This is a genomic window from Pseudomonas sp. GM24 (genome assembly GCF_000282235.1).
Taxonomy (GTDB): domain Bacteria; phylum Pseudomonadota; class Gammaproteobacteria; order Pseudomonadales; family Pseudomonadaceae; genus Aquipseudomonas.
The window spans coordinates 1-25,022 of record NZ_AKJR01000050.1 but is presented as its reverse complement, the minus strand read 5'-3'; the positions used below and the strand labels follow the sequence as shown (position 1 = coordinate 25,022).

Annotated in this window: 16 protein-coding genes; 15 read left to right on the top strand and 1 reads right to left on the bottom strand. The window is 59.7% G+C overall.

What is annotated here, in order from left to right; genetic code table 11:
• Window positions 1-62 precede the first annotated feature (62 nt).
• Window positions 63-2,537: a UvrD-helicase domain-containing protein gene (locus PMI23_RS08280; protein WP_007914907.1), complete on the top strand. Its 2,475-nt coding sequence runs from the start codon at window positions 63-65 to the stop codon at window positions 2,535-2,537.
• 49 nt (window positions 2,538-2,586) lie between these two features.
• Here the strand turns inward: PMI23_RS08280 and PMI23_RS08275 are convergent, their stop codons facing one another.
• Window positions 2,587-2,859: a DUF1652 domain-containing protein gene (locus PMI23_RS08275; protein ID WP_038367758.1), complete on the bottom strand. Its 273-nt coding sequence runs from the start codon at window positions 2,857-2,859 to the stop codon at window positions 2,587-2,589.
• Between the two features lie 263 nt (window positions 2,860-3,122).
• On the opposite strand from PMI23_RS08275, the gene PMI23_RS08270 reads away from it, so the two are divergent.
• The 14 genes from PMI23_RS08270 to PMI23_RS08205 all read left to right on the top strand — a co-directional run bounded on the left by PMI23_RS08270 (window position 3,123) and on the right by PMI23_RS08205 (window position 24,905).
• Window positions 3,123-3,938 (top strand): helix-turn-helix domain-containing protein, encoded by an 816-nt coding sequence (locus PMI23_RS08270; protein ID WP_007914901.1) that lies wholly within the window; start codon window positions 3,123-3,125, stop codon window positions 3,936-3,938.
• Window positions 3,939-3,990: 52 nt separating this feature from the next.
• Window positions 3,991-5,397 carry an NAD(P)/FAD-dependent oxidoreductase gene (locus tag PMI23_RS08265; RefSeq protein WP_007914899.1) on the top strand — a complete coding sequence of 469 codons (1,407 nt, stop codon included), beginning with the start codon at window positions 3,991-3,993 and terminating at the stop codon, window positions 5,395-5,397.
• A gap of 41 nt (window positions 5,398-5,438) precedes the next feature.
• On the top strand, window positions 5,439-5,783 hold the full coding sequence (locus PMI23_RS08260) for a cupin domain-containing protein (protein ID WP_007914898.1): 345 nt from the start codon (window positions 5,439-5,441) through the stop codon (window positions 5,781-5,783).
• A 59-nt stretch (window positions 5,784-5,842) separates the two neighbouring features.
• On the top strand, window positions 5,843-6,928 hold the full coding sequence (locus tag PMI23_RS08255; RefSeq protein WP_007914896.1) for a polyamine ABC transporter substrate-binding protein: 1,086 nt from the start codon (window positions 5,843-5,845) through the stop codon (window positions 6,926-6,928).
• A 456-nt stretch (window positions 6,929-7,384) separates the two neighbouring features.
• Window positions 7,385-8,830: a serralysin family metalloprotease gene (locus tag PMI23_RS08250; protein WP_007914895.1), complete on the top strand. Its 1,446-nt coding sequence runs from the start codon at window positions 7,385-7,387 to the stop codon at window positions 8,828-8,830.
• Window positions 8,831-8,923: 93 nt separating this feature from the next.
• Window positions 8,924-9,346 (top strand): AprI/Inh family metalloprotease inhibitor, encoded by a 423-nt coding sequence (locus tag PMI23_RS08245; protein WP_157279735.1) that lies wholly within the window; start codon window positions 8,924-8,926, stop codon window positions 9,344-9,346.
• A 209-nt stretch (window positions 9,347-9,555) separates the two neighbouring features.
• Complete coding sequence (locus tag PMI23_RS08240; RefSeq protein ID WP_007914893.1) at window positions 9,556-11,331, top strand: type I secretion system permease/ATPase; 1,776 nt, start codon at window positions 9,556-9,558, stop codon at window positions 11,329-11,331.
• On the top strand, window positions 11,328-12,677 hold the full coding sequence (locus tag PMI23_RS08235) for an HlyD family type I secretion periplasmic adaptor subunit (protein ID WP_007914892.1): 1,350 nt from the start codon (window positions 11,328-11,330) through the stop codon (window positions 12,675-12,677). The genes PMI23_RS08240 and PMI23_RS08235 overlap by 4 nt, the downstream gene beginning before the upstream one ends.
• 2 nt (window positions 12,678-12,679) lie before the next feature.
• Entirely contained in the window at window positions 12,680-14,050 is a 1,371-nt protein-coding gene (locus PMI23_RS08230; protein ID WP_007914891.1) for a TolC family outer membrane protein, read from the top strand.
• 316 nt (window positions 14,051-14,366) lie between these two features.
• Entirely contained in the window at window positions 14,367-17,327 is a 2,961-nt protein-coding gene (eprS, locus tag PMI23_RS08225; RefSeq protein ID WP_443200708.1) for an autotransporter serine peptidase EprS, read from the top strand.
• Between the two features lie 65 nt (window positions 17,328-17,392).
• Window positions 17,393-20,470 carry an autotransporter serine protease gene (locus PMI23_RS08220; RefSeq protein ID WP_007914889.1) on the top strand — a complete coding sequence of 1,026 codons (3,078 nt, stop codon included), beginning with the start codon at window positions 17,393-17,395 and terminating at the stop codon, window positions 20,468-20,470.
• 57 nt (window positions 20,471-20,527) lie between these two features.
• Window positions 20,528-22,216: a polyurethane esterase gene (locus PMI23_RS08215; protein ID WP_007914888.1), complete on the top strand. Its 1,689-nt coding sequence runs from the start codon at window positions 20,528-20,530 to the stop codon at window positions 22,214-22,216.
• A gap of 219 nt (window positions 22,217-22,435) precedes the next feature.
• Complete coding sequence (locus PMI23_RS08210; RefSeq protein WP_007914887.1) at window positions 22,436-24,289, top strand: polyurethane esterase; 1,854 nt, start codon at window positions 22,436-22,438, stop codon at window positions 24,287-24,289.
• A gap of 241 nt (window positions 24,290-24,530) precedes the next feature.
• Window positions 24,531-24,905 (top strand): hypothetical protein, encoded by a 375-nt coding sequence (locus tag PMI23_RS08205; RefSeq protein ID WP_007914886.1) that lies wholly within the window; start codon window positions 24,531-24,533, stop codon window positions 24,903-24,905.
• Window positions 24,906-25,022: the final 117 nt, after the last annotated feature.

Genomic DNA, 25,022 nt, shown 5'->3' with positions numbered 1-25,022 from the left:
GAACTGAACGGCAAATACAGACACCATAGCCGCAACAGCCTCACACACTGGAGTCCGTCAGCGTGGCGCAACACACCCCCGATCTTCCTCCCGAACTTCGCCCCCTGGCCGAGATGCCATGGTTCAAACGTCTGGCTGCGCGCTTTTTCGGCCATGGTTTGACCCGGCTGCGCGCTCAACACCGAGCGTCGTGGTTGCACGGTCAGGCCGATGGCTTTCGCAGCGGGCATACCGCTGGCGTCGAATATGGCTTTAAGGAAGGCAAGCTTGAGGGGCTGGAAGAAGGCCGTCAGGTGCTGCTGATCCGTGACAGTCGCAATACTGAGCATCGACCGCCCAGCGTCGATAACCATCTGTTTGACGATTGGCGCCTGCCGCTGACGGCCGAGTTGAAAAAGCGCATGAAGGCCGATGTCGCCCGTTTGCTGCCGGAGCACGCTCAGCCGAGCGCTGCACAATGGAAGATGATTTTCAGCGAAACCCCGTCAACCTCAGTGGTTGCTGGCGCAGGCGCGGGCAAATCCACCACGTTGGTGCTGCGCATTCTGTTGCTTAACCACTATCTGGGTTTTGAGCTGGACTCGATGACCGTGGTGACCTTCACCCGCGAGTCGCGCAAGGATTTCATCAACAAACTGATCGAGCTGTTCGCGCTCTGGGGCCTGGTGCTGAACCTGCGCCAGGCACGCGATCTGGTGCGTACTTTCCACTCGCGAATTCTGCCGATGGTGCGCAGCTTGCCGGGTTTCGAACGTCTGCAGGCCTTTGAAAACCTCAGCCACCGCGCACAAGGTGATGAGCAGGAGGTCGACAGTAACCCCTTCGACCTGCGCATCAACGATGCACAACGCCAGCAACTCAACGCCTGTTATCAGCACTTGTTTAATGAAGACGAGCGTTTCCGCCAGTTGATTCAGCCGCTGTCCCGAGCTGGTTTGCAGCTCAAGGAGCTGGAACGCGATCATCCGGACGTGCAAAAACGCGTAGCGGTGACGCAGTTAGCCTCCCAGCGCGATGAAGAACTGTGCGATGCCATTGAAGATCTGTGGTTCCGCGCTGGCGCCTGGCCGATCAAGGGCATTGAGCCGAACCGGCAGAGTTTCGATATCAACGGCGCGAAATTTCACTGTCATGGCTACATTCCGAGCCTGGATGCCTGGGTGGTGCTCGGCTTCGATCCGCGGGAAAACCCGCAGGTCAGTCGGCCAAACGCCAAGCTCAGCGTGCGCGCCGAGTGGGCAGTCAAGCGCACCCTGTTTCAAGCTTTCTGTCGTAAGCCTCTGATTTGGCTAGATAGTTACGAATCGTCAAGGCGTGTTCTGGCCACGTTGGCGGGTGATGCCAGCGCCGGGCCGGGCTTTGAGTACAAGGTCAAGGGCGAACTGGCTTCCGCGCCATTGCTCGACAGTTTTGTCGCGGCGGCCGGTTTCATCGAAAACCTCGGCCTGGACGTGCCAGACGCGGTCGGTCGCATGAGCTTTGCCAAGGACGATCCAGACCGGTTTTTCTTTGAGGCACTCAGCCTGTTCTGGCGGGCCTTTGAAGATCATCTGCTCGACCAGAAGCCGCCGATCATGACCTACAACCGGATGTTCGCGCTGTTCAGCGAGCACTCACCGGAAAACCTCAAGCTGTTGAGCGATGAGTTACTCAGACCGTTGTCGCACTTAATGATCGACGAGTTTCAGGACGTTTCGCCGCAGATCGTTTCGTGGATTCGCGCCAGCCTCACGGAAATCCGCAGCCGTGGCCCCGCCATGCACGTCGGGCGGGGCGCGCAGCGTTCATCGCTGCTGTGCGTCGGCGATGACTGGCAGTCGATTTACGGCTGGCGTGGCAGTTCGCCGAGTTACTTCATGGCATTCGACAAGGAGTTCCCGTCGCCGAGCACCACGCGGGTGATGCTCAGTGACAACTATCGCAGTCACCAGCACATCATCGATGCCGCTGAACACATCGTCCGCGCGGCGCCAGCGATCCCCGGCAAAAAAGCCAAGGCCAGCGGTGCGCCCAAGCCGTTGCAGCCAGTCAATGTGCTGGAACGCGATGATCAGGCATTGGGGCAGCGCCTCGCCGAGCACTACCGCCAAGGTCATTCGATCTTGATGCTTTATCGAAAAAGCAGCGATAAGTTATTGATTGAAGAGCATATTCAGTCAGTGGTTAATGTTGATTCGAGCTTGCCGTACGAAGCGCGGCGTCTCAAGCAGCTGACCTACCACAGCGCCAAAGGCTTGCAGGCCGACGCGGTGTTTCTGCTCGGCGATTGCCAGCACCTGACCAGTTCGCCCTACAAGAACCAGGTCTATCGCATGGCAGGTTTGGGGAAGTCGGGCGACAGCGAACCGTACGACACTGCGCAAAAAGACGAAATCCTGCGCCTGGCCTATGTCGGTATTACACGGGCGGTCAGCCATTGCTACTGGTACGTCGAACCGCAGGAAGCGCAAGCGGTGAACATGCCCCGGGCGTCTGACCGGGTGGCCAAGGGCAAGCCGTTCTTCGTTGATCACCGTGTTACCAAACAAACCGCATAGGCACAAAAAAGCCCACAGAGATGTGGGCTTTTTGTTTTAAATCAAAAGCTTATGCGTAGCTTCTGAGAGACTCCGGAGGTACGAAGGCTTCCAGTTCATCCTCCACAGCCTCGATAATTCGTTCGACATCTGCTGCATTCATCACCGTCGCACACGGGATGCCAGCGATGGCGATCATGGTTTCGCCGCTGGCACGATCAAACAGACGGGCGATCATGCTGCCCGGCGCGTCCATCGTCGCCTCAAAACCCATGGGATGAAAATGCCAGCGCATCAGCTGGCATGCATTGGGAAACGTGACTTTGCTTGACCCTTTATTCATGTGTTGCCCGCCTTCTTCATCGAGCGCTTCCGTTTGCTCATGTTAGGTGGGAAGAGCCTTCATTGGCTCAACCGGTGACTGACATTAAAAGTAGCATCTGCATGTGAAATTCCTGTGAGATTTTTCAGTTCATTTTGCGATTGCTTCGCATTTTTTGATGTAAGTCACGGCCTACGCAATCGTCGCCAAATGGCCACTACGGATTAGTCATTGAAGCTCGCGCCGAACTTCGGCAAGCTCGATTCTTTTGCGCCGAGCCCTTTATGCACGCCGACGACGACGGCCCAGAACAGACCCAGGCCACGGCGGCCGCGGTCATGCGCTATCACCTGAGCTGGAAGCACCGTGACCTCGACAGCGTCATGGCGCTGTATCACCCGGACATCCAGTACAACGATTTCTTCCAGAATCGCGTGCTCGGCCTTGATGAGTTGCGCGAGTACGTACGCGTCAGCATGCCGCGTGAATCCGACGAACTGCTCGAGCATTGCGACCGCATTCGCGTCGACGGCAACACCGCATTCATCCAATACGAAGTGACCTTGCGCGGCGGCGACGGCCTGGTGTCGTTCCGCTCCAGCGAGGCGATCACGGTCAAGGACGGGCTGATCTGGCGCGTCAACGAATACGCTTCGCTGGTGCGCACGCAAACTCACGGCACAAACTCGGCAAGTCAGCGCCCGGCGGTCAGTCGCCTGGGCTTGTCGCCGCGTCAATTGAGTTTCATGGCTGAAGACCTGCAACAGTACTTTGAAAAGCAGCAGCCGTATCTCGATCCTGAACTCGACTTGCAGCGGGTGGCGAAGGAGTGCGGTTACAGCCGCAATCAGATTTCCTACCTGCTCAATCAGGTGCTTGGGCAAAGCTTCTATCGCTACGTCAATCAGGCGCGCCTGCAGCATTTGCTGCGTGCGCTGGATAACGCCACACCGCCGGTGCGTATCGATGAACTGGCTTTCGCTGCCGGTTTCAATTCGTTGTCGGCGTTTTACAGCTGTTTCCGCCAGCACACCGGCCAGTCTCCGAAGGCTTACGTTAAACAAATTTCTTTGCGGACACGCGCGCAAGACAGCAACTGAGCACAGCCACTAGGATCGACGCCATCGAAGGTTTTCAGTGGCGGAGTCTTGCATGCCGGCGTGGCGCACTATCAGTTTGTGGATGGATCAACTCGATGAGCCGCTGACCGCGCGGCCCGAGCTTGAGCGAGATCTGGACGTCGACGTGGCGATCATCGGCGCCGGCTACACCGGCCTGTGGACGGCGTACTACCTGAAGAAACTCGCGCCGGGCCTCGACATTGCGATTGTCGAAGCACAAACCGCCGGTTTCGGTGCCTCCGGTCGCAATGGTGGCTGGCTGATGGGCAACCTGCTCGGCGAGGATCGCTTGCTGGCCGGGTTGTCGCCAGAGCAGCGCCGCGCGTCATTCGATCTGCTGCACAGCATTCCCGATGAAGTGGAAATTGTTCTCGAACGCGAAGGCATCGACTGCGATTACCGCAAGGGTGGCGTGCTGTATTGCGCGGCGCGCTATCCGGAGCAGGAAGCCACGCTGCGTGAGTATCTGGCCAAACTACATGCCCAGGGCCTGACCGACGACGATTACCGCTGGCTCAGCCCCGAACAACTGGCCCAGCAGATCCGTGTGGCCAAACCCTATGGCGGGATTTACGCGCCACACGTGGCGACCATCCACCCGGCGAAACTGGTTCGCGGCCTGGCGCGCACCGTGCAGAACATGGGCGTGAAGATCTACGAAAACAGCCCGGTCACCCATTGGCAGTCGGGCAGTTTGCGCACGGCGAAAGCCAGCGTGCGCAGTCGCTGGATCGTGCCGGCCGTCGAAGGTTATTCGGTGACGTTGCCGCCGCTGGGCCGTTATCAGTTGCCGGTGCAAAGTCTGATTGTCGCCACTGAACCGTTGTCGGCGGCAACCTGGGAGGAAATCGGCCTCAATCGCGGCCAAGCCTTCAGCGAATTCAGCCGCCAAGTCACTTACGGCCAGCGCAGCGCGGATAACCGCCTGATCTTTGGCGCCCGTGGTGGTTATCAGTTTGCCGGCAAGTTGCGGCATAACTTCGATCTGACCCGCGATGAGGTTGAGCTGCGCCGCTATCTGTTCGGCGAACTGTTCCCGCAAATGAAAAACGTGCAGATCACCCACGCCTGGGGCGGCAACCTCGGCATGTCCCGGCACTTCAAACCGCACATGCTCTGCGATCGCGCCAATGGCATCGCGCTGTCCGGCGGTTATGGCGGGGAGGGCGTCGGTGCCAGCAATCTCGGCGGGCGTACGCTGGCCGATCTGATTCTTGAGCGCGATACCGAATTGACTCAGCAGCCGTGGGTGCTACCCGACGGCGGGATTCACGCACTGCGGGCCTGGGAGCCAGAGCCGTGCCGCTGGCTCGGCTACAACGCGATCATCAAAAGTTTCGTCCACGAAGACCAGACCTTGGCCAACCCGGCGACCGCGCCATGGCGGCGCAAACTCGCCAGCCAGGTCGCGGGCTTCATGGAAGGTTTCATGCATTGAGCGTCGAATTAATTCAAGAAAGCCCAAAGACAGGTCAGACCATGAGCATTACCCAGTTCAAAAACACTGCAACCCTGACACTCGATGAATCCAACCCGGTGGCCGTACCCCTCGGCGAACCGGTGGCGATCGCCTCGACCACCAGCGTCGAGCGCGATGACGGCGTCGAGACCGGCGTCTGGGAATGCACGCCCGGGCGCTGGCGCCGGCAGATCACCGCGCAAGAGTTCTGCCATTTCATTTCCGGGCGTTGCACGTTCACCCCTGACGGTGGCGGCGAAACCCTGCACATACAAGGTGGCGACGCACTGATGTTGCCGGCCAACACGCTCGGTATCTGGGATATCCAGGAAACCGTGCGCAAGAGCTACGTGCTGATTTTCTGATTGTTTGATCCTTTTGATTGCCTGCCAACAAAAAAGAAAACCCACACAGGAATCGATCCATGATCCGCAAGACCCTCGCTCTGGCACCGCTGATGCTCGCCGTTTCCCTTGCTCAGGCAGCGGAAACGGTCAAGGTTTACAACTGGTCCGACTACATCGCGCCGGACACCACCAAGAACTTCGAAAAAGAGACCGGCGTGGGTGTCACTTATGACGTCTACGACAGCAACGAAACCCTCGACGGCAAGTTGATGACCGGCAAATCCGGTTACGACGTGGTGTTTCCGTCCAACCACTTCATGGCTCGGCAGATTCAGGGTGGGGCGCTGAAGAAACTCGACAAGAGCCAGTTGCCGAACTGGAAGAATCTCAATCCGGTGCTGCTCAAAGCCCTGCAAACCAATGACCCGAACAACGAACACGGCTTTCCCTACCTGTGGGGCAGCACCGGCATCGGCTACAACATCGCCAAAGTCAAAGCGGTGCTGGGCGACAACGCACCGGTGGACTCCTGGGATCTGATCTTCAAGCCCGAGTACATGGAAAAGCTGCAGAAGTGCGGCGTGGCGATCCTCGACAACGGCCCGGAATTGCTGCCCGCGGCGCTCAACTACCTGGGCCTGCCGCACCACAGCAAGAATCCCGAGGACTATAAGAAAGCCGAAGCGCTGCTGATGAAAGTGCGGCCGTATGTCAGCTACTTCCATTCCTCGAAATACACCAGCGATCTGGCCAACGGCGACATCTGCGTGGCGGTCGGCTTCTCCGGTGACATCCTGCAAGCCGAGAACCGCGCCAAAGAAGCGAAGAATGGCGTCGACATCGGCTACGCGATTCCCAAGGAGGGCGCAGCGATCTGGTTCGACATGGTCGCCATGCCCGCCGACGCGCCGGACGAGAAGGCTGGTTATGCGTTCATGAACTACCTGCTCCGCCCGGACGTGATGGCCGGCATCAGCAACTACGTGCATTACGCCAATGGCAATGAGCAGGCGGACAGCCTGATCGACCCGGCCATCAAGAACGACACCAAGGTGTATCCGAGCCCGGAGATGATGGGCAAATTGTTTGCGCTGGAGGCGATGCCGTTGAATATCGACCGGATCCGCACTCGCGTGTGGAACAAGATACGCACCGGTAGCTGATCCGCTTTTCCCCTGTAGGCGCTGCCGCAGGCTGCGATCTTTTGATCTTGCTTTTGAAAGGTAAAGTCAAAAGATCGCAGCCTCGTTTCACTCGTCAGCTCCTACAGTTTGGGTGAGCCATTTGGTTGATATCAATACACTGGCATCGCACTAATAAAGTGCAGGAAAGTGAGACGCGCCTAACAAAAAACAACTTACCCATATTTAATATTTAAATAGAAAATCGTCAGACAATTAGGCAAAAGCTCCGCAACTAAAACATTCTTTCACCTCCGCACGCTTTGTTTACGGCAGTTTCCCGAAACAGTCCGATTTGATCCCAAAAAAATCCTTTACGGCAGATTTCAAATTGTGTCAGGTTTCTTACGCCTTCATTGGGCGAGTGATAGGACGACCTCGCCAGAGATCGTCCTGTCGGACAAAAACTGTTCCATTGCTAAACAAGGAAGTGTGTTTATGTCGAAAGTTAAAGCGAATGCTATTGATACTGCCGAACAGGCTTTCCAGCTGTCAGCCTTCAGCTCGGCGTATAACCAGATCAATAGCTTCAGCCATCAGTACGACCGTGGCGGCAACCTCACGGTCAATGGCAAACCCTCCTACTCCGTCGACCAGGCCGCCACCCAGTTGCTGCGCGACGGTGCTGCCTACCAGGACAAGGACGGCAGCGGCAAGATCGAACTCACCTATACGTTCCTGACTTCGGCATCGTCCAGCACGATGTACAAGCACGGGATCACCGGGTTCAGTCAGTTCAGTGCACAACAACAAGCCCAGGCCAAGCTCGCCATGCAATCCTGGGCTGACGTGGCCAATGTGACCTTCACCGAGAAAGCCTCGGGCGGTGACGGCCACATGACCTTCGGTAACTACAGCGGTGGCCAGGATGGCGCTGCAGCGTTCGCTTATCTGCCAGGCACTGGCGCCGGTTATGACGGCACCTCGTGGTACCTGATCAACAGTGGCTACACGCAGAACAAGAATCCGGATCTGAACAACTACGGTCGTCAGACCCTGACTCACGAAATTGGTCACAGCCTGGGTCTCGCTCACCCTGGGGACTACAACGCCGGTAATGGCAACCCGACCTACAACGACGCGTCCTACGGGCAGGACACCCGCGGCTACAGCGTCATGAGCTACTGGAGCGAAAGCAACACCAATCAGAACTTCAGCAAGGGCGGTGTCGAAGCGTATTCGTCCGGCCCGCTGATGGACGATATCGCTGCCATCCAGAAGCTCTACGGTGCCAACCTGACCACCCGTACCGGTGACACCACCTACGGCTTCAACTCCAACACTGGCCGCGATTTCCTCAGCGCTTCGTCGTCGAGTGACAAAGTGGTGTTCTCGGTGTGGGACGCGGGCGGCAAAGATACTCTGGACTTCTCGGGTTTCACCCAGAACCAGAAGATCAACCTCAATGACGCCTCGTTCTCCGACGTTGGCGGCATGGTAGGCAACGTGTCCATAGCCAAGGGCGCGATCATCGAGAACGCCATTGGCGGCTCGGGTAACGATCTGCTGATCGGCAACAGCGTGGCCAACGAGCTCAAGGGTGGTGCCGGCAACGACATCCTCTACGGCGCTGGTGGTGCTGACAAGTTGTGGGGCGGTGCTGGTTCGGACACCTTTGTGTTCGCGGCCAGTTCCGATTCCAAGCCAGGTACGATCGATCAGATCCTCGATTTCGTCAGCGGTCTGGACAAAATCGACCTGACTGGCATCACCAACGGTGCCGGCCTGCACTTCGTCAGCAGCTTCACCGGTGCTGCCGGTGACGCGGTCCTGACGTCGTCGGGCGGCAACAGCCTGCTCTCGGTGGACTTCTCCGGGCACGGCGTGGCCGACTTCCAGGTCAGCACCGTTGGCCAGGCAGCGACCAGCGACATCGTGGCGTGATGTAGAAATGGAAAGCGGCGCGTGATGCGCCGCTTTCTTTGCTTGCATCGTATTAACAGGTAAGCAAGGCTACACGCCGGAGCGAATATTCCCATGATCAGTAAAGCTTTTACCTACAAGGTAGCGGCGTGGCTTTCGGCGGCGCTCATCATGATTTCAGGAGAAACCAGCATGGCAAGCAGCCTCAGACTCGAAGAACCCTCGGTGTTTGCCGGACAGTGGCAAGCGACATTGTCTACCCGGGATGATGATCGAGAAGCGCTAAAGCAACAGGACAAGCCTTCGAATACGTGCCTCGTGGAATTGGCAGCCAACAAAACCTTGGGCAAAGGCGCCGACTGCCTGAAGGCCTGGCTGGAAGAAACCCCGATCGGCTGGTTTCCCGATCCTGACGGTCTCTCGATTACCGGTAAGGAAGGCTCAAGAATCCAGTTTTTCAGCCGACAACGTGACGGGCTTTATCTGGCGACTTTGAAATCGGGTCTGGTGATTACGCTTGAGCGCGCAGCGCAATAGCCTTGATTTTTTAAACGGCGACAAGGTTTTAATATAAAGCGCCACGCAATGGTTATAAGAAACGCTGAATGGCAACTGCACCGCAGTTAATCGCGCAAGTTGTTATGAAAGTGTAAGCGGTAGACGAAAAAAGCAAGTTCCGACGTTGCACGGATCATTAATTCGAATCTTGCCAATGAATGGCGGGAAATATTTTCCAGGAATAATCAATGAAGATGGCGAAGGCCCCAGCCACCGCTCCCTTAATCAAGGCATTGGGTGACTATAAAAGTATCCTGATCAGCGTCGGTTGCTTTACCGCGCTGATTAACGTGCTGATGCTGGTGCCCTCCATCTATATGCTCCAGGTCTATGACCGGGTGCTGTCGTCGCAGAACGAAACGACCCTGGCGATGCTGTCGTTGATGGTCGTCGGCTTCTTTGCCTTCATCGGCATGCTGGAAGTGATCCGCAGCTTTATCGTGATTCGCATCGGCAGCCAGTTGGAGCGCCGCTTCAACCTGCGTGTTTATCAAGCGGCGTTCGAACGCAACCTGTTCAAGGGCGAGGGCAACGCCGGGCAGTCGCTGGGCGACCTCACGCACATTCGTCAATTCGTTACCGGGCCGGCGCTGTTCGCGTTTTTCGATGCGCCGTGGTTCCCGGTCTATCTGTTCGTGATTTACCTGTTCAACGTCTGGCTCGGCGTGCTCGCCACCGCAGGCGCACTGTTGCTGATCGGGCTGGCCTGCCTCAACGAATACATGACCAAAAAGCCACTGGGCGAAGCTGCCGGTTATTCGCAGAAGTCCAGCCAGTTGGCCACCAGCCATTTGCACAACGCCGAAACCATTCAGGCGATGGGCATGCTCGGTTCCCTGCGCAAGCGCTGGTTCCAGGTGCACTCGCGCTTCCTCGGTCTGCAGAATCAGGCCAGCGACACCGGTGCGGTGATCAGCTCTGTGAGTAAAACCCTGCGCCTGTGCCTGCAATCGCTGGTCTTGGGCCTGGGCGCATTGCTGGTGATCAAGGGTGACATGACCGCCGGGATGATGATCGCCGGTTCGATCTTGATGGGTCGTGTACTGAGCCCGATCGATCAGTTGATTGCCGTGTGGAAGCAGTGGAGCGGGGCGAAGCTGGCTTACCGTCGTCTCGATGCGCTGCTGCAAGCGTTCCCGCCGAGTGACGACGCCATGGCGCTGCCGGCGCCAAAAGGCCAGATTACTTTCGAACAGGTCAGCGCCGGCCCACCGGGGCAACGCACGGCTACGTTGCAAATGGTCAATTTCAATCTGAATGCCGGCGAAGTACTGGGCGTGCTCGGTGCATCCGGGTCCGGCAAATCGACGCTGGCCCGTGTGCTGGTCGGTGTCTGGCCAACCCTCGGCGGCACCGTGCGCCTCGATGGCGCGGATATTCATCGCTGGAACCGCGACCAACTCGGCCCCTACATCGGTTATCTGCCGCAAGACATCGAACTGTTCAGCGGCAGCATCGCCGAAAACATCGCCCGTTTCAGCGAGGCTGATCCACAGAAAGTCGTCGCCGCCGCGCAACAGGCTGGCGTGCACGAAATGATCCTGCGTCTGCCGCAAGGTTACGACACGCAACTGGGCGAGGACGGCAGTGGCTTGTCCGGCGGCCAGAAGCAGCGTGTGGCACTGGCGCGTTCGATGTACGGCACGCCGAGCCTGGTGGTGCTGGATGAACCGAATTCCAACCTCGACACCGTCGGTGAAGCGGCACTGGCCAGCGCCATTGCCGCGCTTAAAGCGCAAGGCACCACGGTGGTGCTGGTGACGCATCGCTCTTCGGTGCTGGCCCAAGCGGACAAGTTACTGGTCCTCAATGACGGGCGTCTGCAAGCCTTCGGCCCGAGTCAGGACGTGCTCAAGGCACTTTCCGGCCAGCAAGAACAACAACGGGAAAAAGCTGCACAGGCACCGGGCGGGCTCAGCATGAGTCGCCAGTATCAGCCCTCGACAAGGAATTCGGGTGTATGAGCAGCGCAAGCATGAACACTGAAAACGAAGCGAGCATGGAACACGCCTACATTACCGAGCGCCCGGAACGCGATGCAAAGTTCTTCGCGCGCATGGGCTGGATTCTGGCGATCGTCGGCGCTGGCAGTTTCTTCACTTGGGCGGCGTTGGCGCCGCTGGATCAAGGCATTCCGGTGCAAGGCACGGTTGTGGTCTCGGGCAAGCGCAAAGCCGTGCAGTCGATGAGCAGCGGCGTGGTCAGCCGGATTCTGGTGCGCGAAGGCGAAATCGTGAAGCAGGGTCAGCCGTTGTTCCGCCTCGATCAGACGCAAGTCGCCGCTGACGTGCAGTCGCTGCAGGCGCAGTACCGCATGGCCTGGGCCAGTCTCGCGCGTTGGCAGGCCGAGCGCGACAACCTCAAGCAAGTGACCTTTCCCGCCGAGCTGAGCAATGATCCGGATCCGCGTCTGGCACTGGTGCTGGAAGGTCAGCGGCAACTGTTCAGCAGCCGTCGCGAGGCCTACTACCGCGAGCAGGCCGGACTGCGTGCGAGCATCGAAGGCGCCACCGCGCAACTGGCCGGCATGCGCCGCGCCCGTACCGATCTGAATGCCCAGGCCGACTCGCTGCAACAACAGCTGAGCAACCTGCAACCGCTGGCGGACAACGGCTACATCCCGCGCAACCGCTTGATGGAGTACCAGCGTCAACTGTCGCAAGTGCAGCAGCAACTGGCGGAAAACACCGGTGAAAGCGGCCGCGTGGAACAGGGCATCCTCGAGTCGCGGCTGAAGCTGCAACAGCACGCCGAGGAATACCAGAAGGAAGTCCGCACGCAACTGGCCGACGCGCAGCTGAAAAGCGTGACCCTGTCGGAACAACTGACTTCCGCCGGTTTCGACCTGCAGCACAGCGAAATCATCGCCACCGCCGACGGCGTCGCGGTCAACCTCGGCGTGCACACCGAAGGTGCCGTGGTGCGTCAGGGTGAAACCTTGCTGGAGATCGTTCCGCAAGGCACCACGCTGGAAGTGGAAGGGCACTTGCCGATCAACCTGATCGACAAGGTCGGCACGCATTTGCCGGTGGACATTCTGTTTACCGCGTTCAACCAGAGCAAAACCCCGCGTGTACCGGGTGAAGTCAGTCTTATTTCCGCCGACCAGATGGTCGACGAGAAAACCGGCGTGCCGTACTACGTCCTGCGCAGCAGCGTCAGCGATCAGGCCATGGAAAAACTCAACGGTCTGGTGATCAAGCCCGGCATGCCGGCAGAAATGTTCGTGCGCACCGGCGAACGTTCACTCCTCAACTATCTGTTCAAACCGCTGCTCGACCGGGCCGGCTCCGCGTTGACCGAGGAATAAGGATGTTCGGCTGTATGAATAAGCTTTCCATGCTCGCGGCGGCAATGATGCTGCTCGCGAGTCACTCAGCAGTGGCGGCGATGGGGCCGTTCGAGATCTACGAACAGGCGTTGCGCAATGACCCGGTGTTCCTCGGGGCGATCAAGGAGCGTGATGCCGGCCTTGAAAACCGCGCCATTGGCCGTGCCGGCCTGCTGCCGCGCATCGGTTACACCTACAACAAGGGCCGTAACTCCTCGAAAGCCACCTCGCTGGATGAGCGCGCGCGTAATCGTACCGATGACCGCAACTACAGCAGTTACGGCTCGGCACTGACCCTGCAGCAACCGCTGCTCGATTACGAGGCGTATGCCGCGTATCGCAAAGGTGTCGCGCAGTCGTTGTTCGCCGACGAAAACTTTCGCGGCAAGAGCCAGGAACTGTTGGTCCGCGTGCTGGATAACTACACCAAGGCACTGTTCGCGCAGGATCAGATCGATATCGCCCAGGCGAAGAAGAAGGCCTACGAGCAGCAGTTCCAGCAGAACGAGCACATGTTCAAGCAAGGCGAGGGCACGCGCACCGACATTCTCGAGGCTGAGTCGCGCTATGAACTGGCGACCGCTGAAGAGATCGAAGCGCGCAATGAACAAGACGCGGCGCTGCGTGAACTGGGCGCACTGGTGGGCGTGCCGGCGGTGGATATCGGCGATCTGGCGCCGCTGGGGCAAAACTTCCAGACCTTCGCGCTGATGCCAGCCAATTACGACACCTGGCACGAAATGGCGGTGAGCAATAACCCGAATCTGGCCTCGCAGCGCCAGGCCGTGGAAGTTGCGCGTTATGAAGTGGAACGCAATCGCGCCGGGCATCTGCCGAAAATCAATGCCTATGCCTCGATGCGCCAGAACGAATCAGAAAGCGGCAATACCTACAACCAGCGCTACGAAACCAACACCATTGGTTTCGAAGTCAGCGTGCCGTTGTATGCCGGGGGCGGGGTGTCGGCGTCGACGCGTCAGGCCAGCCGCACCATGGAACAGGCGGAGTACGAGCTTGATGGCAAGACACGCGAGACGCTGATCGAACTGCGTCGTCAGTTCAGTGCGTGTTTGTCCGGGGTAAGCAAACTGCGCGCTTATCAGAAAGCGTTGAGCTCGGCGGAAGCGCTGGTGGTGTCGACCAAACAGAGCATTCTCGGTGGCGAACGCACCAACCTCGACGCGTTGAACGCCGAGCAGCAACTGTTCACCACGCGCCGTGATCTGGCGCAGGCTCGGTATGACTATTTGATGGCGTGGACCAAGTTGCATTACTACGCCGGGACCTTGAACGAGCAGGATCTGGCGCGGGTGGATGAGGCTTTTGTGGTCGCTCACCAGCCCTCACCCTAACCCTCTCCCAGAGGGAGAGGGGACCGATCGGGGGATATTTTAGAAGTACGCCGACCTGATCGAGCGGCACCGAATCCATAATCGACCGGGGTTTTCAGGTCGATGTATGACGCGAGACACCTCGGTCAGCTCCCTCTCCCTCGGGGAGAGGGCTGGGGTGAGGGGATGTGCTTTACCTAATCCACAATCGACCCAGGTTTTCAGGTCGATGAATGACGCAAGACACCTCGGTCGGCTCCCTCTCCCTCGGGGAGAGGGTTGGGGTGAGGGGAACAGGCAACACCGCAAAAGAACCTGCATAAAACAATAAAAGTGAATGGTGAACATGGACGGACGTATCAAACCTATTTCGCTCGGCACCTTGCTGCTTACGATTTCCGCAAACCCCGCTCAGGCGCAATACCTGGAACCTGGAAAACCTGGCGATCCGGCCAGTTGGCGCACTGCCGAATTCCTCCGTGACTGGGGCCTTGAGCGGATGCAGGCCGACAAAGCCTACGCGGCAGGATTTAGTGGCAAGGGGGTAAAAATCGGCGCCCTCGATTCCGGCTTTGACACAACTCACCCAGAGTTCGCCAGTGACCGCTATCACCCGGTGACGGCCACTGGCAGCTACGTCGATGGCTCGCCGTTCAACGTCGACGGCACCCTCAATCCCAACAACGACTCCCACGGCACCCACGTCGTCGGCACCATGGGCGCCTCGCGCGATGGCAGCGGCATGCACGGCGTGGCGTACAACGCGCAGATCTACGTCGGCAACACCAACAAGAACGACAGCTTCCTGTTCGGCCCCAATCCCGATCCGCGGTATTTCAAAGCGGTGTACGACGCGCTGGCCGATGCCGGCGTGCGCGCGATCAACAACAGTTGGGGTAGCCAGCCGCCAGATGTCAGTTACCGCACCCTCGCGGATGTGCAGAAGGCCTACGCCCAGCACTACAACCAGGGCACCTGGCTTGACGCGGCGGCCGATGTCTCGCGGCGCGGGGTGATCAACGTGTTCAGCGCCGGCAACAGCGGCTACCCGAATGCCAGCGTGCGTGCGGCACTGCCGTATTTTCAGCCGGATCTCGAAGGCCACTGGCTGGCGGTCTCCGGGCTCGATCAGAACAATCAGCAGAAGTACAACCAGTGCGGCATCGCCAAATACTGGTGCATCACCACGCCGGGCGCGAAGATCGACAGCACCGTTCCCGGCGGCGGCTACGGGATCAAGTCCGGTACCTCGATGGCGGCACCCCATGCGACCGGCGCATTGGCGCTGGTCATGGAGCGTTTCCCGTACATGACCAATCAGCAAGCCCTGCAAGTGCTGCTGACCACCGCCACGCAACTGGATGGTTCGGTGACGCAAGTGCCGAATGAACAGGTCGGCTGGGGTGTCATCAACCTGGACCGGGCGATGCGGGGGCCGGGGCAGTTGATGGGGGTGTTCAATGCCAATCTGGCGGCCGGACAGAGTGACGTCTGGAGCAATGACATTTCCGACAAGGCAGGCAAAGCCCGCGAAGATGAAGCACTCGCCGAGCACTATGCGTGGGAGAAAACATTCTTCAACAAGGCTTGGTACAACGGGCTTCCGGAGAATGCCAGCCAGCAGGACAAGACGGATTATGCGGTGGGCATGGCCCGCGACGCCGCATGGGAGAACAAGATACTTCAGGGTCGCCTGATCAAGTCCGGGGCAGGGAGTCTGTATCTCACCGGGAACAATACGTTCAGTGGCGAGACCATGGTCAACGGCGGTCTGCTGAGCGTCGACGGTACATTGACTTCGACGGTGACAGTCAATGACGGCGGTACTCTTAGTGGTACTGGTGTGGTCGGCGGATTGATCCTCAACCGCACCGGCCGCGTTGCGCCCGGCCACTCCATCGGCACGCTCAGCGTGATGCGTGACGTCCTTATGGGGGATCTTTCGACTTACGAGGTTGAGGTGTCGCCAACGAGCAGCGACCGAATCGTTGCCGAAGGCATGGCTGCCCCCGGTCTGGGTGCGGTCAGCGTGTCGCTGGAAAACAGTCCAACCCTGCTCAGTGCCGTCGAAGCGAGAAGCCTGCTCGGTAATCGTTACGTCATCCTGGAGGCGAAGAGCGGAATATGGGGCCAGTTTGGCAGTGTTCAACCGAACTATCTGTTCATCGGCGGCGTCCTCGATTACGGCGTCACCACCATTGAACTGAGTATCGAGCGCAACGCGACCTCTTTTGCCAGTGTTGGCCTGACCCCGAATCAGCGCGCGGTGGCGACGGCTGCGGAAAGTCTGGGCGCAGGCAACTCGGTGTATGAAAGCCTGCTGCTCTCGGAAAATGCCGCGTCTGCGCAACAGGCGTTCCAGCAACTGAGCGGCGAAATCCATCCAGCGCTGGGCACGATGCTGATCAACGACAGCCGCCAGTTGCGTGATGCAGTGGGCGAGCGTTTGCGCGATAACAATGCTGCGCAAAGCAATGGCTGGATCAAAGCCCTCGGCGCTTGGGGCACGACCGATTCGAGCCACGACACAGCGGGCTATAGCACGTCGATTGGCGGTCTGCTGGCCGGTGTCGATGGCGCGCTGGACGAGCAGACCCGCATCGGTCTGGTCACTGGTTACAGCGACAGTTCGTTGAGCATGGGCTCGGGCACGCATTCGTCGGCCAAGGTCGACAGCTATCACTTAGGCGCGTACGCCGGCCGTGAAATCGGCGCGTGGCGCTTGAGCACCGGCGCGGCATACAGCTGGCATCGCGCCGATGTGAAACGCGATCTGCAATACAGCGACCTCAGTGCCAAACAGAAAACCAAGGTCGATGCCACCACCACGCAAGTATTCGGCGAAGCGGCTTATCGCCTGCACCTGCAACCACTGGCGCTGGAGCCGTTCGCCAACCTGGCTTACGTGCATCTGGACACTGAAGGTTTCACCGAGAAGGGCGACGCCGCGGCGCTGAAAAGTTCGGGTGATCAACGTGACGCGGTGCTGAGCACCCTCGGCGTGCGGGCGGTGAAGACGTTCAATCTGTCGACCCGGCAGGCACTGGATGTCAGCGGCCACCTCGGCTGGCAGCACAGCCTCAGCGACATCGATTCCGAGCAGCATTTGCGCTTTGCCAGCGGCGGCACGCCGTACGCGGTGGAGAGTTCAGCGCTGGTGCGTGATGCTGCGCTGGTTGGCGTGCAGGCCAGCCTGGCGTTGAGCAAGGACGTGCGCGTCAACCTTGATTACAACGGACAACTGGCCAATCGCGAGAAAAGTCATGGTGTCGGCCTGAGCCTGAACTGGCAGTTCTAACCCACGCTGATCGTTCCCACGCGGAGAGACGGATTTTTCGCAACAACACTAAGGAAGGTCGCTGGATGAATAACAATAAAACCCCCGCGCAAACGGGTGGCCGCTTTGCCCTGAAATCCCTCACGCTCGCCGTACTCTGTGCAATCGGCACGGCACACGCTGCGCCGTACGTGGAGAGCGGTCGCACGGGCGATCCGTCGAGTTGGCGCAGTGCCGAGTTTCAGGCCGATTGGGGTCTGGGCGCGATCGGTGCCGATCATGCTTACGCCGCCGGCTATACCGGTAAAGGCGTGAAACTGGGGATCTTCGACCAGCCGGTGTACGCCGCGCACCCGGAGTTTTCCGGCAGCAATAAAGTCGTCACCCTGGTCACCAGCGGAATTCGCGAATATACCGATCCGTATATCCCGGTCAAAGCCGGCGATGCGTTCCGCTATGACGGTTCGCCCTCGGTCGGCTCCGACGGCAAACTCGGCGCCCACGGCACCCACGTCGGCGGTATCGCCGCCGGCAGTCGCGACGGCGGACCGATGCACGGTGTGGCGTTCGGTGCGCAGATCATCAGCGCCGACAACGGTGACCCTGGTCCGGAAGACGGCATCGTTCGCGGCAACGACGGCGCGGTGTACAAGGCCGGTTGGGATGCACTGATCGCCAGCGGCGCGCGGATCATCAACAACAGTTGGGGCATCGGCATCACTGACCGTTTCGACCTCGGCGGCCGCGATCCGGCGTACCCGCATTTCACCGTCAATGACGCGCAGTTGCAGTTCAACGAGATCCGCACGCTGCTCGGCACCAAGCCTGGTGGCGCCTACGATGGCGCGATTGCCGCCGCGCGCAGCGGCATCGTGACGATCTTCGCCGCCGGCAACGACTACAACCTCAACAACCCGGACGCCATCGCCGGCCTCGGCTATTTCGTTCCGGACATCGCGCCGAACTGGATCACCGTCGCCGCGTTGCAGAAGAACCCGGACCTGGCCAGCGCCAACCCGTACATCATGAGCACGTTCTCCTCGCGCTGCGGTTACACCGCGAGTTTCTGCGTCTCGGCGCCAGGCACGAAGATCTTCAGCTCGATCATCGAAGGCACCAACGCCGACAACCTCACCACCGGCTACAAAAACTACAACGGCACCTCGATGGCCGCGCCGCACGTCGCCGGTTCCATGGCGGTGCTGATGGAACGCTTCCCGTACATGACCGGCGATCAAGTCGCCACGGTCTTGCGCACCACCGCCACCGACCTCGGCGCACCGGGCATCGACGCCTTGTACGGCTGGGGCATGATCAACCTGCGCAAGGGCATCGATGGCCCGTCGATGTTCGTCACTGAGCAAGACATACCGGCGGAATTCCGCATCGACGGCGCGTACGGTTCCGGCCAGTTTGTCGCCGATCTACCGGGCATCGGCGCGATCATCGATCAGGGCAAACCGACCGAACGCGTGTGCACCGACATCACCTGCGGCCTCGACACCTGGCGCAACGACATTTCCGGCCACGGCGGTTTGACCAAGCAAGGTATCGGCACGCTGGTGCTGACCGGCAACAACACTTACAGCGGCCCGACCCTGGTCAATCAGGGGCGTCTGGCCATTAACGGTTCGCTGCAATCGGCGGTGACGGTGAATGACGGCGGTATCCTCGGCGGCAACGGCCACATCGGCGCGCTGTCGGTCAACAGCGGCGGTACGGTGGCGCCGGGTAACTCCATCGGCACAATGAACGTGGCCGGTGACGTGACCTTTGCACCGGGTTCGACCTACGCCGTAGAGCTGTCGCCGACCAGCAGCGATCAGATCATCGCCACGGGTAAAGCGGTCATCGAAGGCGCCACGGTGAGCATGTCGCTGGAAAACAGCCCGACACTGCTGACCACCAACGAGGTGCAAAGCCTGCTCGGCACGCGCTACAACATCCTGCAAGCGGCCGGCGGCATTGAAGGGCGCTTCGGTCAGGTGTTGCCGGATTACGCCTTCCTCGGTGGCACGCTGGCGTACTCGGCCGATGGCATCCAGTTGGCCGTCGGGCGTAACGAGGCTTCGTTCGCCAGCGTCGGTCTGACGCCAAACCAGCGCGCGGTGGGCGCTGCGGCGGAACGGCTGGGCGCTGGCAATGCGCTGTTCGAAACCCTGTTGCTGTCGCCGAATGCGGCGTCGGCGCAGCAAGCGTTCCAGCAACTGTCCGGTGAAATCCATCCGGCCATTGGCACGATGCTGATCAACGACAGCCGTTACCTGCGTGAAGCCGTCGGCGAGCGTCTGCGTGAGCGTGATCTGTTCAATGCCAGCGCACCGACTGACGATCGCAGCAACGCCTGGGTCAAAGTGTTGGGGTCGTGGGGCAAGAGCGATGGTGGGCATGACAATGCCGACTCCAACAGCTCCATTGGCGGCCTGCTGGCCGGTGTTGATGGCTTGATCGCTGAAGATACCCGTCTGGGTTTCGTTACCGGTTATAGCGACAGCTCGTTGAGCATGGGCAGCGGCACGCATTCGTCGGCGTCGGTCGACAGCTACCACTTGGGTGCGTACCTGGGGCATCAGATCGATGCGCTGCGGCTGACCGTCGGCGGCGCCTACAGCTGGCACCGTGTCGACGTCAAACGTGACCTGCAGTTCGGGGACGTCAGCAGTAAACAAAAGACCAAGCACGATGCCGCCACCACTCAAGTGTTCACCGAGGCCGCTTATGATCTGGGCCTGCAACCGATGAATCTGGAACCGTTCGCCAACCTGTCCTACGTGCACCTCAATACCGAAAGCTTCACCGAGAAGGGTGACGCCGCCGCGCTGAAGGGCGGTGAGGACAATCGCGATGTGGTGCTGTCGACCCTCGGCGTGCGCGCCAAGCGTTCGTTCGCCTTGTCGGATCAGCATCAGCTGGAACTGGGCGCGAGCCTCGGCTGGCAGCACAACCTGAACAACGTCGATGCTGACAGCCATCTGGCCTTTGCCAACGGCAACAGCGCGTTCACCGTGCAGGGCGTGTCGATGGATCGCGACGCCGCGGTGGTCGGCGTGCGGGCAGGTCTGGCGCTCAACCGCGATGTGCGGGTGAACCTGGATTACAACGGCCTGATCGGCTCGAACGAGAAGGACCACGGTGTGGGTCTGACCCTCGACTGGCAGTTCTAAAGCGTACCGGCAGCTCTGCACAGAGTTGCCGGTTTCTGAAGGAAGAGAGAGCACAACATGGGACTGTTCGATTATAAAAATGCCGATGGCAAAGCGTTGTACAGCGACGCCATCGCGCTGACGCTATATGCCTACACGCCGACCGGCAAGCCGCTGCCGGCCACCGCCTGGACGCCGCTCACGGCGACGGCGCTGGGCTATCAGGGCAAAGTCGGGCCGCAGGGTACGTTCTTCGGCGAGAAGGACGGCTTCACCAGCGCCGAGGCGGAAGTGCTCGGCAAATACGACGCCGCCGGCAAACTGATCGGCATCGGCGTGGCCTTTCGTGGCACCGGCGGGCTCGGTTACAGCGATACCTTCGGCGACCTGAAAAACAACCTGCTGGCCGCCATCGGGCCTTCGGATTACGCGAGCAATTACGCGAAAAACGCCTTCGACAATTTGCTCAAGGCTGTCGCGGCATTCGCCATTGCCAACGGCATCGCCGCCAAGGATGTGTTGCTCAGCGGTCACAGCCTCGGCGGGCTCGGCGTCAACAGCGTTGCCGAATTGAGCGCGAGCAACTGGGGCGGCTTCTTCAAGGACGCCAACTACATCACCTTCGCCTCGCCCACCCAGAGCAGCACCGGCAATAACGTGCTGAATATCGGTTTCGAGAACGACCCGGTGTTCCGCGTGCTCGATGGCACCACGTTCAGCACAGCCTCGATGGGCAAGCACGACAAACCCCACGATTCGACCACCGACAACATCGTCAACTTCAACGACAACTACGCGTCCACCGCGCAGAACCTGGTGCCGTTCAGCATTGTCAATCCGCTGAACTGGTCGGCCCACAGCTCGCTGGGCTATGCCGATGGCTTGAATCGGGTCATCGATTCGAAGTTCTACAACCTGACGCATAAAGACTCGACGATCATCGTCTCCAATCTGGAAGAAGCGTCCCGGGGCAAAACCTGGGTCGAGAATCTGGGGCGCAGCGGTGAGCCGCACACCGGCAGCACCTTCATTATCGGCACCCAGAGCAACGACTGGCTCAAGGGCGGCGCGGGCAACGACTTCCTCGAAGGCCTGGGCGGCGATGACCGTTTCCGTGATGACGGCGGCTACAACATTCTGCTCGGTGGCCAGGGTCACAACACCTTTGAACTGCAGAAACCGCTGCAGAACTTCAGCTTCGCCAACGACGGTGACGGCACGCTTTACGTGCGCGACGCTTACGGTGGCATCAGCATGACCCGCGACATCGGCGCGCTGGTGAGCAAGGAGTCGGGTTCGTGGTGGGGCAGCAAGGAAATCACCTGGGGCGTTACGGCCAAGGGCTTGACCAATGGCAACGAGCTGACCCAGTACAACCACTCGCTCAGCGGCGATGGCTACGGCAATGCGCTGCACGCCACGGCCGATGGTGACTGGCTGTTTGGTCTCGGTGGCGATGACAAGCTGATCAGCGACAAGGGCCATGTGACCTTCGTCGGCGGCGCCGGTAACGACGTGATGACTGCCGTGGGTGGCAACAACACCTTCCTGTTCAGCGGCGCGTTCGGTTTCGATGCCATCAACGGTTATCAGGGCAGCGACAAACTGGTGTTCATGGGCGTTGAAGGCGCGGGGCAGGGCTACGACTACAAGCAACACGCGGCGCAGACCGGCAACGATACCGTGCTGAAGATTGGCGACTATGCCGTGACCCTGATCGGGGTGGGAGTGGCTAACCTGTCGGACTCAGCGTTCGTTTTCGCCTAAACAGTAATCCTGTAGGAGCTGTCGAGTGAGTGAAACGAGGCTGCGACCTGCGATCTTTTGATCTTGCTTTTAGGAGCAAGTCAAAAGATCGCAGCCTTCGGCAGCCCCTACAAAGGTCGCGTTAAAGAAGTGTTGTATCGAAATGCTCCGGGGCGTCCCCGTGGGGCGCCCTGGCTGTGAGCTATCTCTAACAATTCCAACAAGAGAGAGGCAATAGCAATGGGTGTGTATGACTACAAGAACTTCGGCACAGCCGATTCCAAGGCGTTGTTCAGTGATGCCATGGCAATCACGCTGTATTCCTACCACAACCTCGATAACGGCTTTGCCGCCGGTTATCAGCACAACGGTTTCGGCCTTGGCCTGCCCGCCACGCTGGTCACGGCGCTGCTCGGCGGTACCGATTCGCAAGGGGTGATTCCCGGCATTCCGTGGAACCCCGACTCGGAAAAACTCGCCCTCGACGCCGTGAAAAAGGCCGGCTGGACGCCCATCACCGCTTCGCAACTCGGCTACGACGGCAAGACCGACGCGCGGGGAACTTTCTTCGGCGAGAAGGCCGGTTACACCACCGCGCAAGTGGAAATCCTCGGCAAGTACGACGCTCAGGGCCATCTCACCGAGCTTGGCATTGCCTTTCGTGGCACCAGCGGCCCACGTGAAAACCTGATCCTCGACTCCATCGGCGACGTGATCAACGACCTGCTCGCCGCCTTCGGTCCCAAGGATTACGCCAAGAATTATGTCGGCGAAGCGTTCGGCAATCTGCTCAATGATGTGGTGGCGTTTGCCAAGGCCAACGGCCTCAGCGGCAAGGACGTGCTGGTCAGTGGTCACAGCCTCGGCGGCCTGGCGGTCAACAGCATGGCCGACTTGAGCGGCGGCAAGTGGGGCGGTTTCTTTGCCGACTCCAACTACATCGCCTACGCCTCGCCAACGCAAAGCAGTACCGACAAAGTGCTCAACGTCGGCTACGAAAACGACCCGGTGTTCCGCGCCCTCGACGGTTCGACCTTCACCGGCGCTTCCGTCGGCGTGCACGATGCGCCCAAAGTATCGGCCACCGACAACATCGTCAGCTTCAACGATCACTACGCCTCAACCGCGTGGAATCTGCTGCCGTACTCGATCCTCAACATTCCCACCTGGATCTCGCACTTGCCGACCGCGTATGGCGACGGCATGAACCGGGTGATCGACTCAAAATTCTATGACCTCACCAGTCGCGACTCGACGATCATCGTCGCCAACCTCTCGGACCCGGCGCGGGCCAACACCTGGGTGCAGGACCTCAACCGTAACGCCGAAACCCACAAGGGCAGCACGTTCATCATCGGCAGCGACGCCAACGACTTGATCCAGGGCGGCAGCGGCAACGATTACCTGGAAGGCCGCGCCGGCAATGACACTTTCCGCGACAGTGGCGGCTACAACGTCATTCTTGGCGGGCAGGGCAGCAACACCCTCGATCTGCAAAGCGCGGTGAAGAACTTCGACTTCGCCAACGACGGCGCCGGCAATCTGTACGTGCGCGATGCCAACGGCGGGATCAGCATTACCCGCGACATCGGTAGCATCATTACCAAAGAGCCGGGGTTTCTCTGGGGCCTGTTCAAGGACGATGTGACCCACAGCGTCACGGCCAGCGGCTTGAAGGTCGGCAGTAACGTCACCGCGTACGAGTCCAGCGTCAAAGGCACCGCTGGCGCCGACACGCTGAAGGCACATGCCGGTGGCGACTGGTTGTTCGGCCTGGATGGCAACGATCACCTGATTGGTGGTACCGGCAATGACGTGTTTGTCGGCGGCGCCGGTAACGACCTGATGGAGTCGGGGGGCGGGGCGGATACGTTCCTGTTCAACGGCGCGTTCGGGCAGGACCGGGTGGTCGGTTACACGTCCAACGATAAACTGGTGTTTCTCGGTGTGCAGGGTGTGTTGCCGGCGGAGGACTTCCGTGCCCATGCCGCCACTGTTGGGCAGGACACGGTGCTGACGTTTGGCAACGATTCGGTGACGCTGGTCGGGGTGTCGCTTAATAGCCTGAGTGCTGACGGTGTTGTGATCGCCTGAGGTTGATGGGGTGCTGGTAAGGGCCCTTTCGCGAGCAGGCTCGCTCCCACACTGGATCTGTGTCGTTTGCAAATCCCCTGTGGGAGCGAGGCTGCTCGCGAAGAACGCTAACTCGGTTTCAAAAGTGACTCGATGGCCACGACCTGACTCAAATCCCTGCGAAAACAGCAAGTGCGGCCTAAAGCCAGCACGTGCGCACACGTTCTACAGCTAGCCGCCATTGAGTACAGGAGATTCAAACGTGAAAGGTTTCAAGGGGTATGTCGGGTTCGTTGCACTGGCGCTGGGTTCGGCCAATGCCTGCGCCGATCTGCCTCAAAGCTCGATTCTGAGCCGTTACGGCGTTACCACCGACCAACTGCCGAGCCCGCCGAAAACCGAGGCGGTCGAACCGGTCGAAGAGAAGAGCCGCTTTCAGATTCAGCCCGAACAACCGTTCGTGACCCTGCGCCTGGGTGACGGTAAACAGCCGCAGACCACCGGCAATCTGAGCATCGATCGTATGGCGCAGCAGGATCTGGAACGCTGCCGGCGCTTGCAGGGGGAAGTGGTCAAGCGGGGTGGCACGTACATGCCTTGCGACGGCAGCATTCCAGGCATGCCGACCTTCGAATAACACAAAGCTGCCCTGATATGATCGTTCCCACGCGCAGCAAAGGAATGCAGCCCGGGACGCTCCGCGTCCCATCCAGAGGCGAACGCGGAGCGTCCGTTGAGGCATTCCCACGCAGAG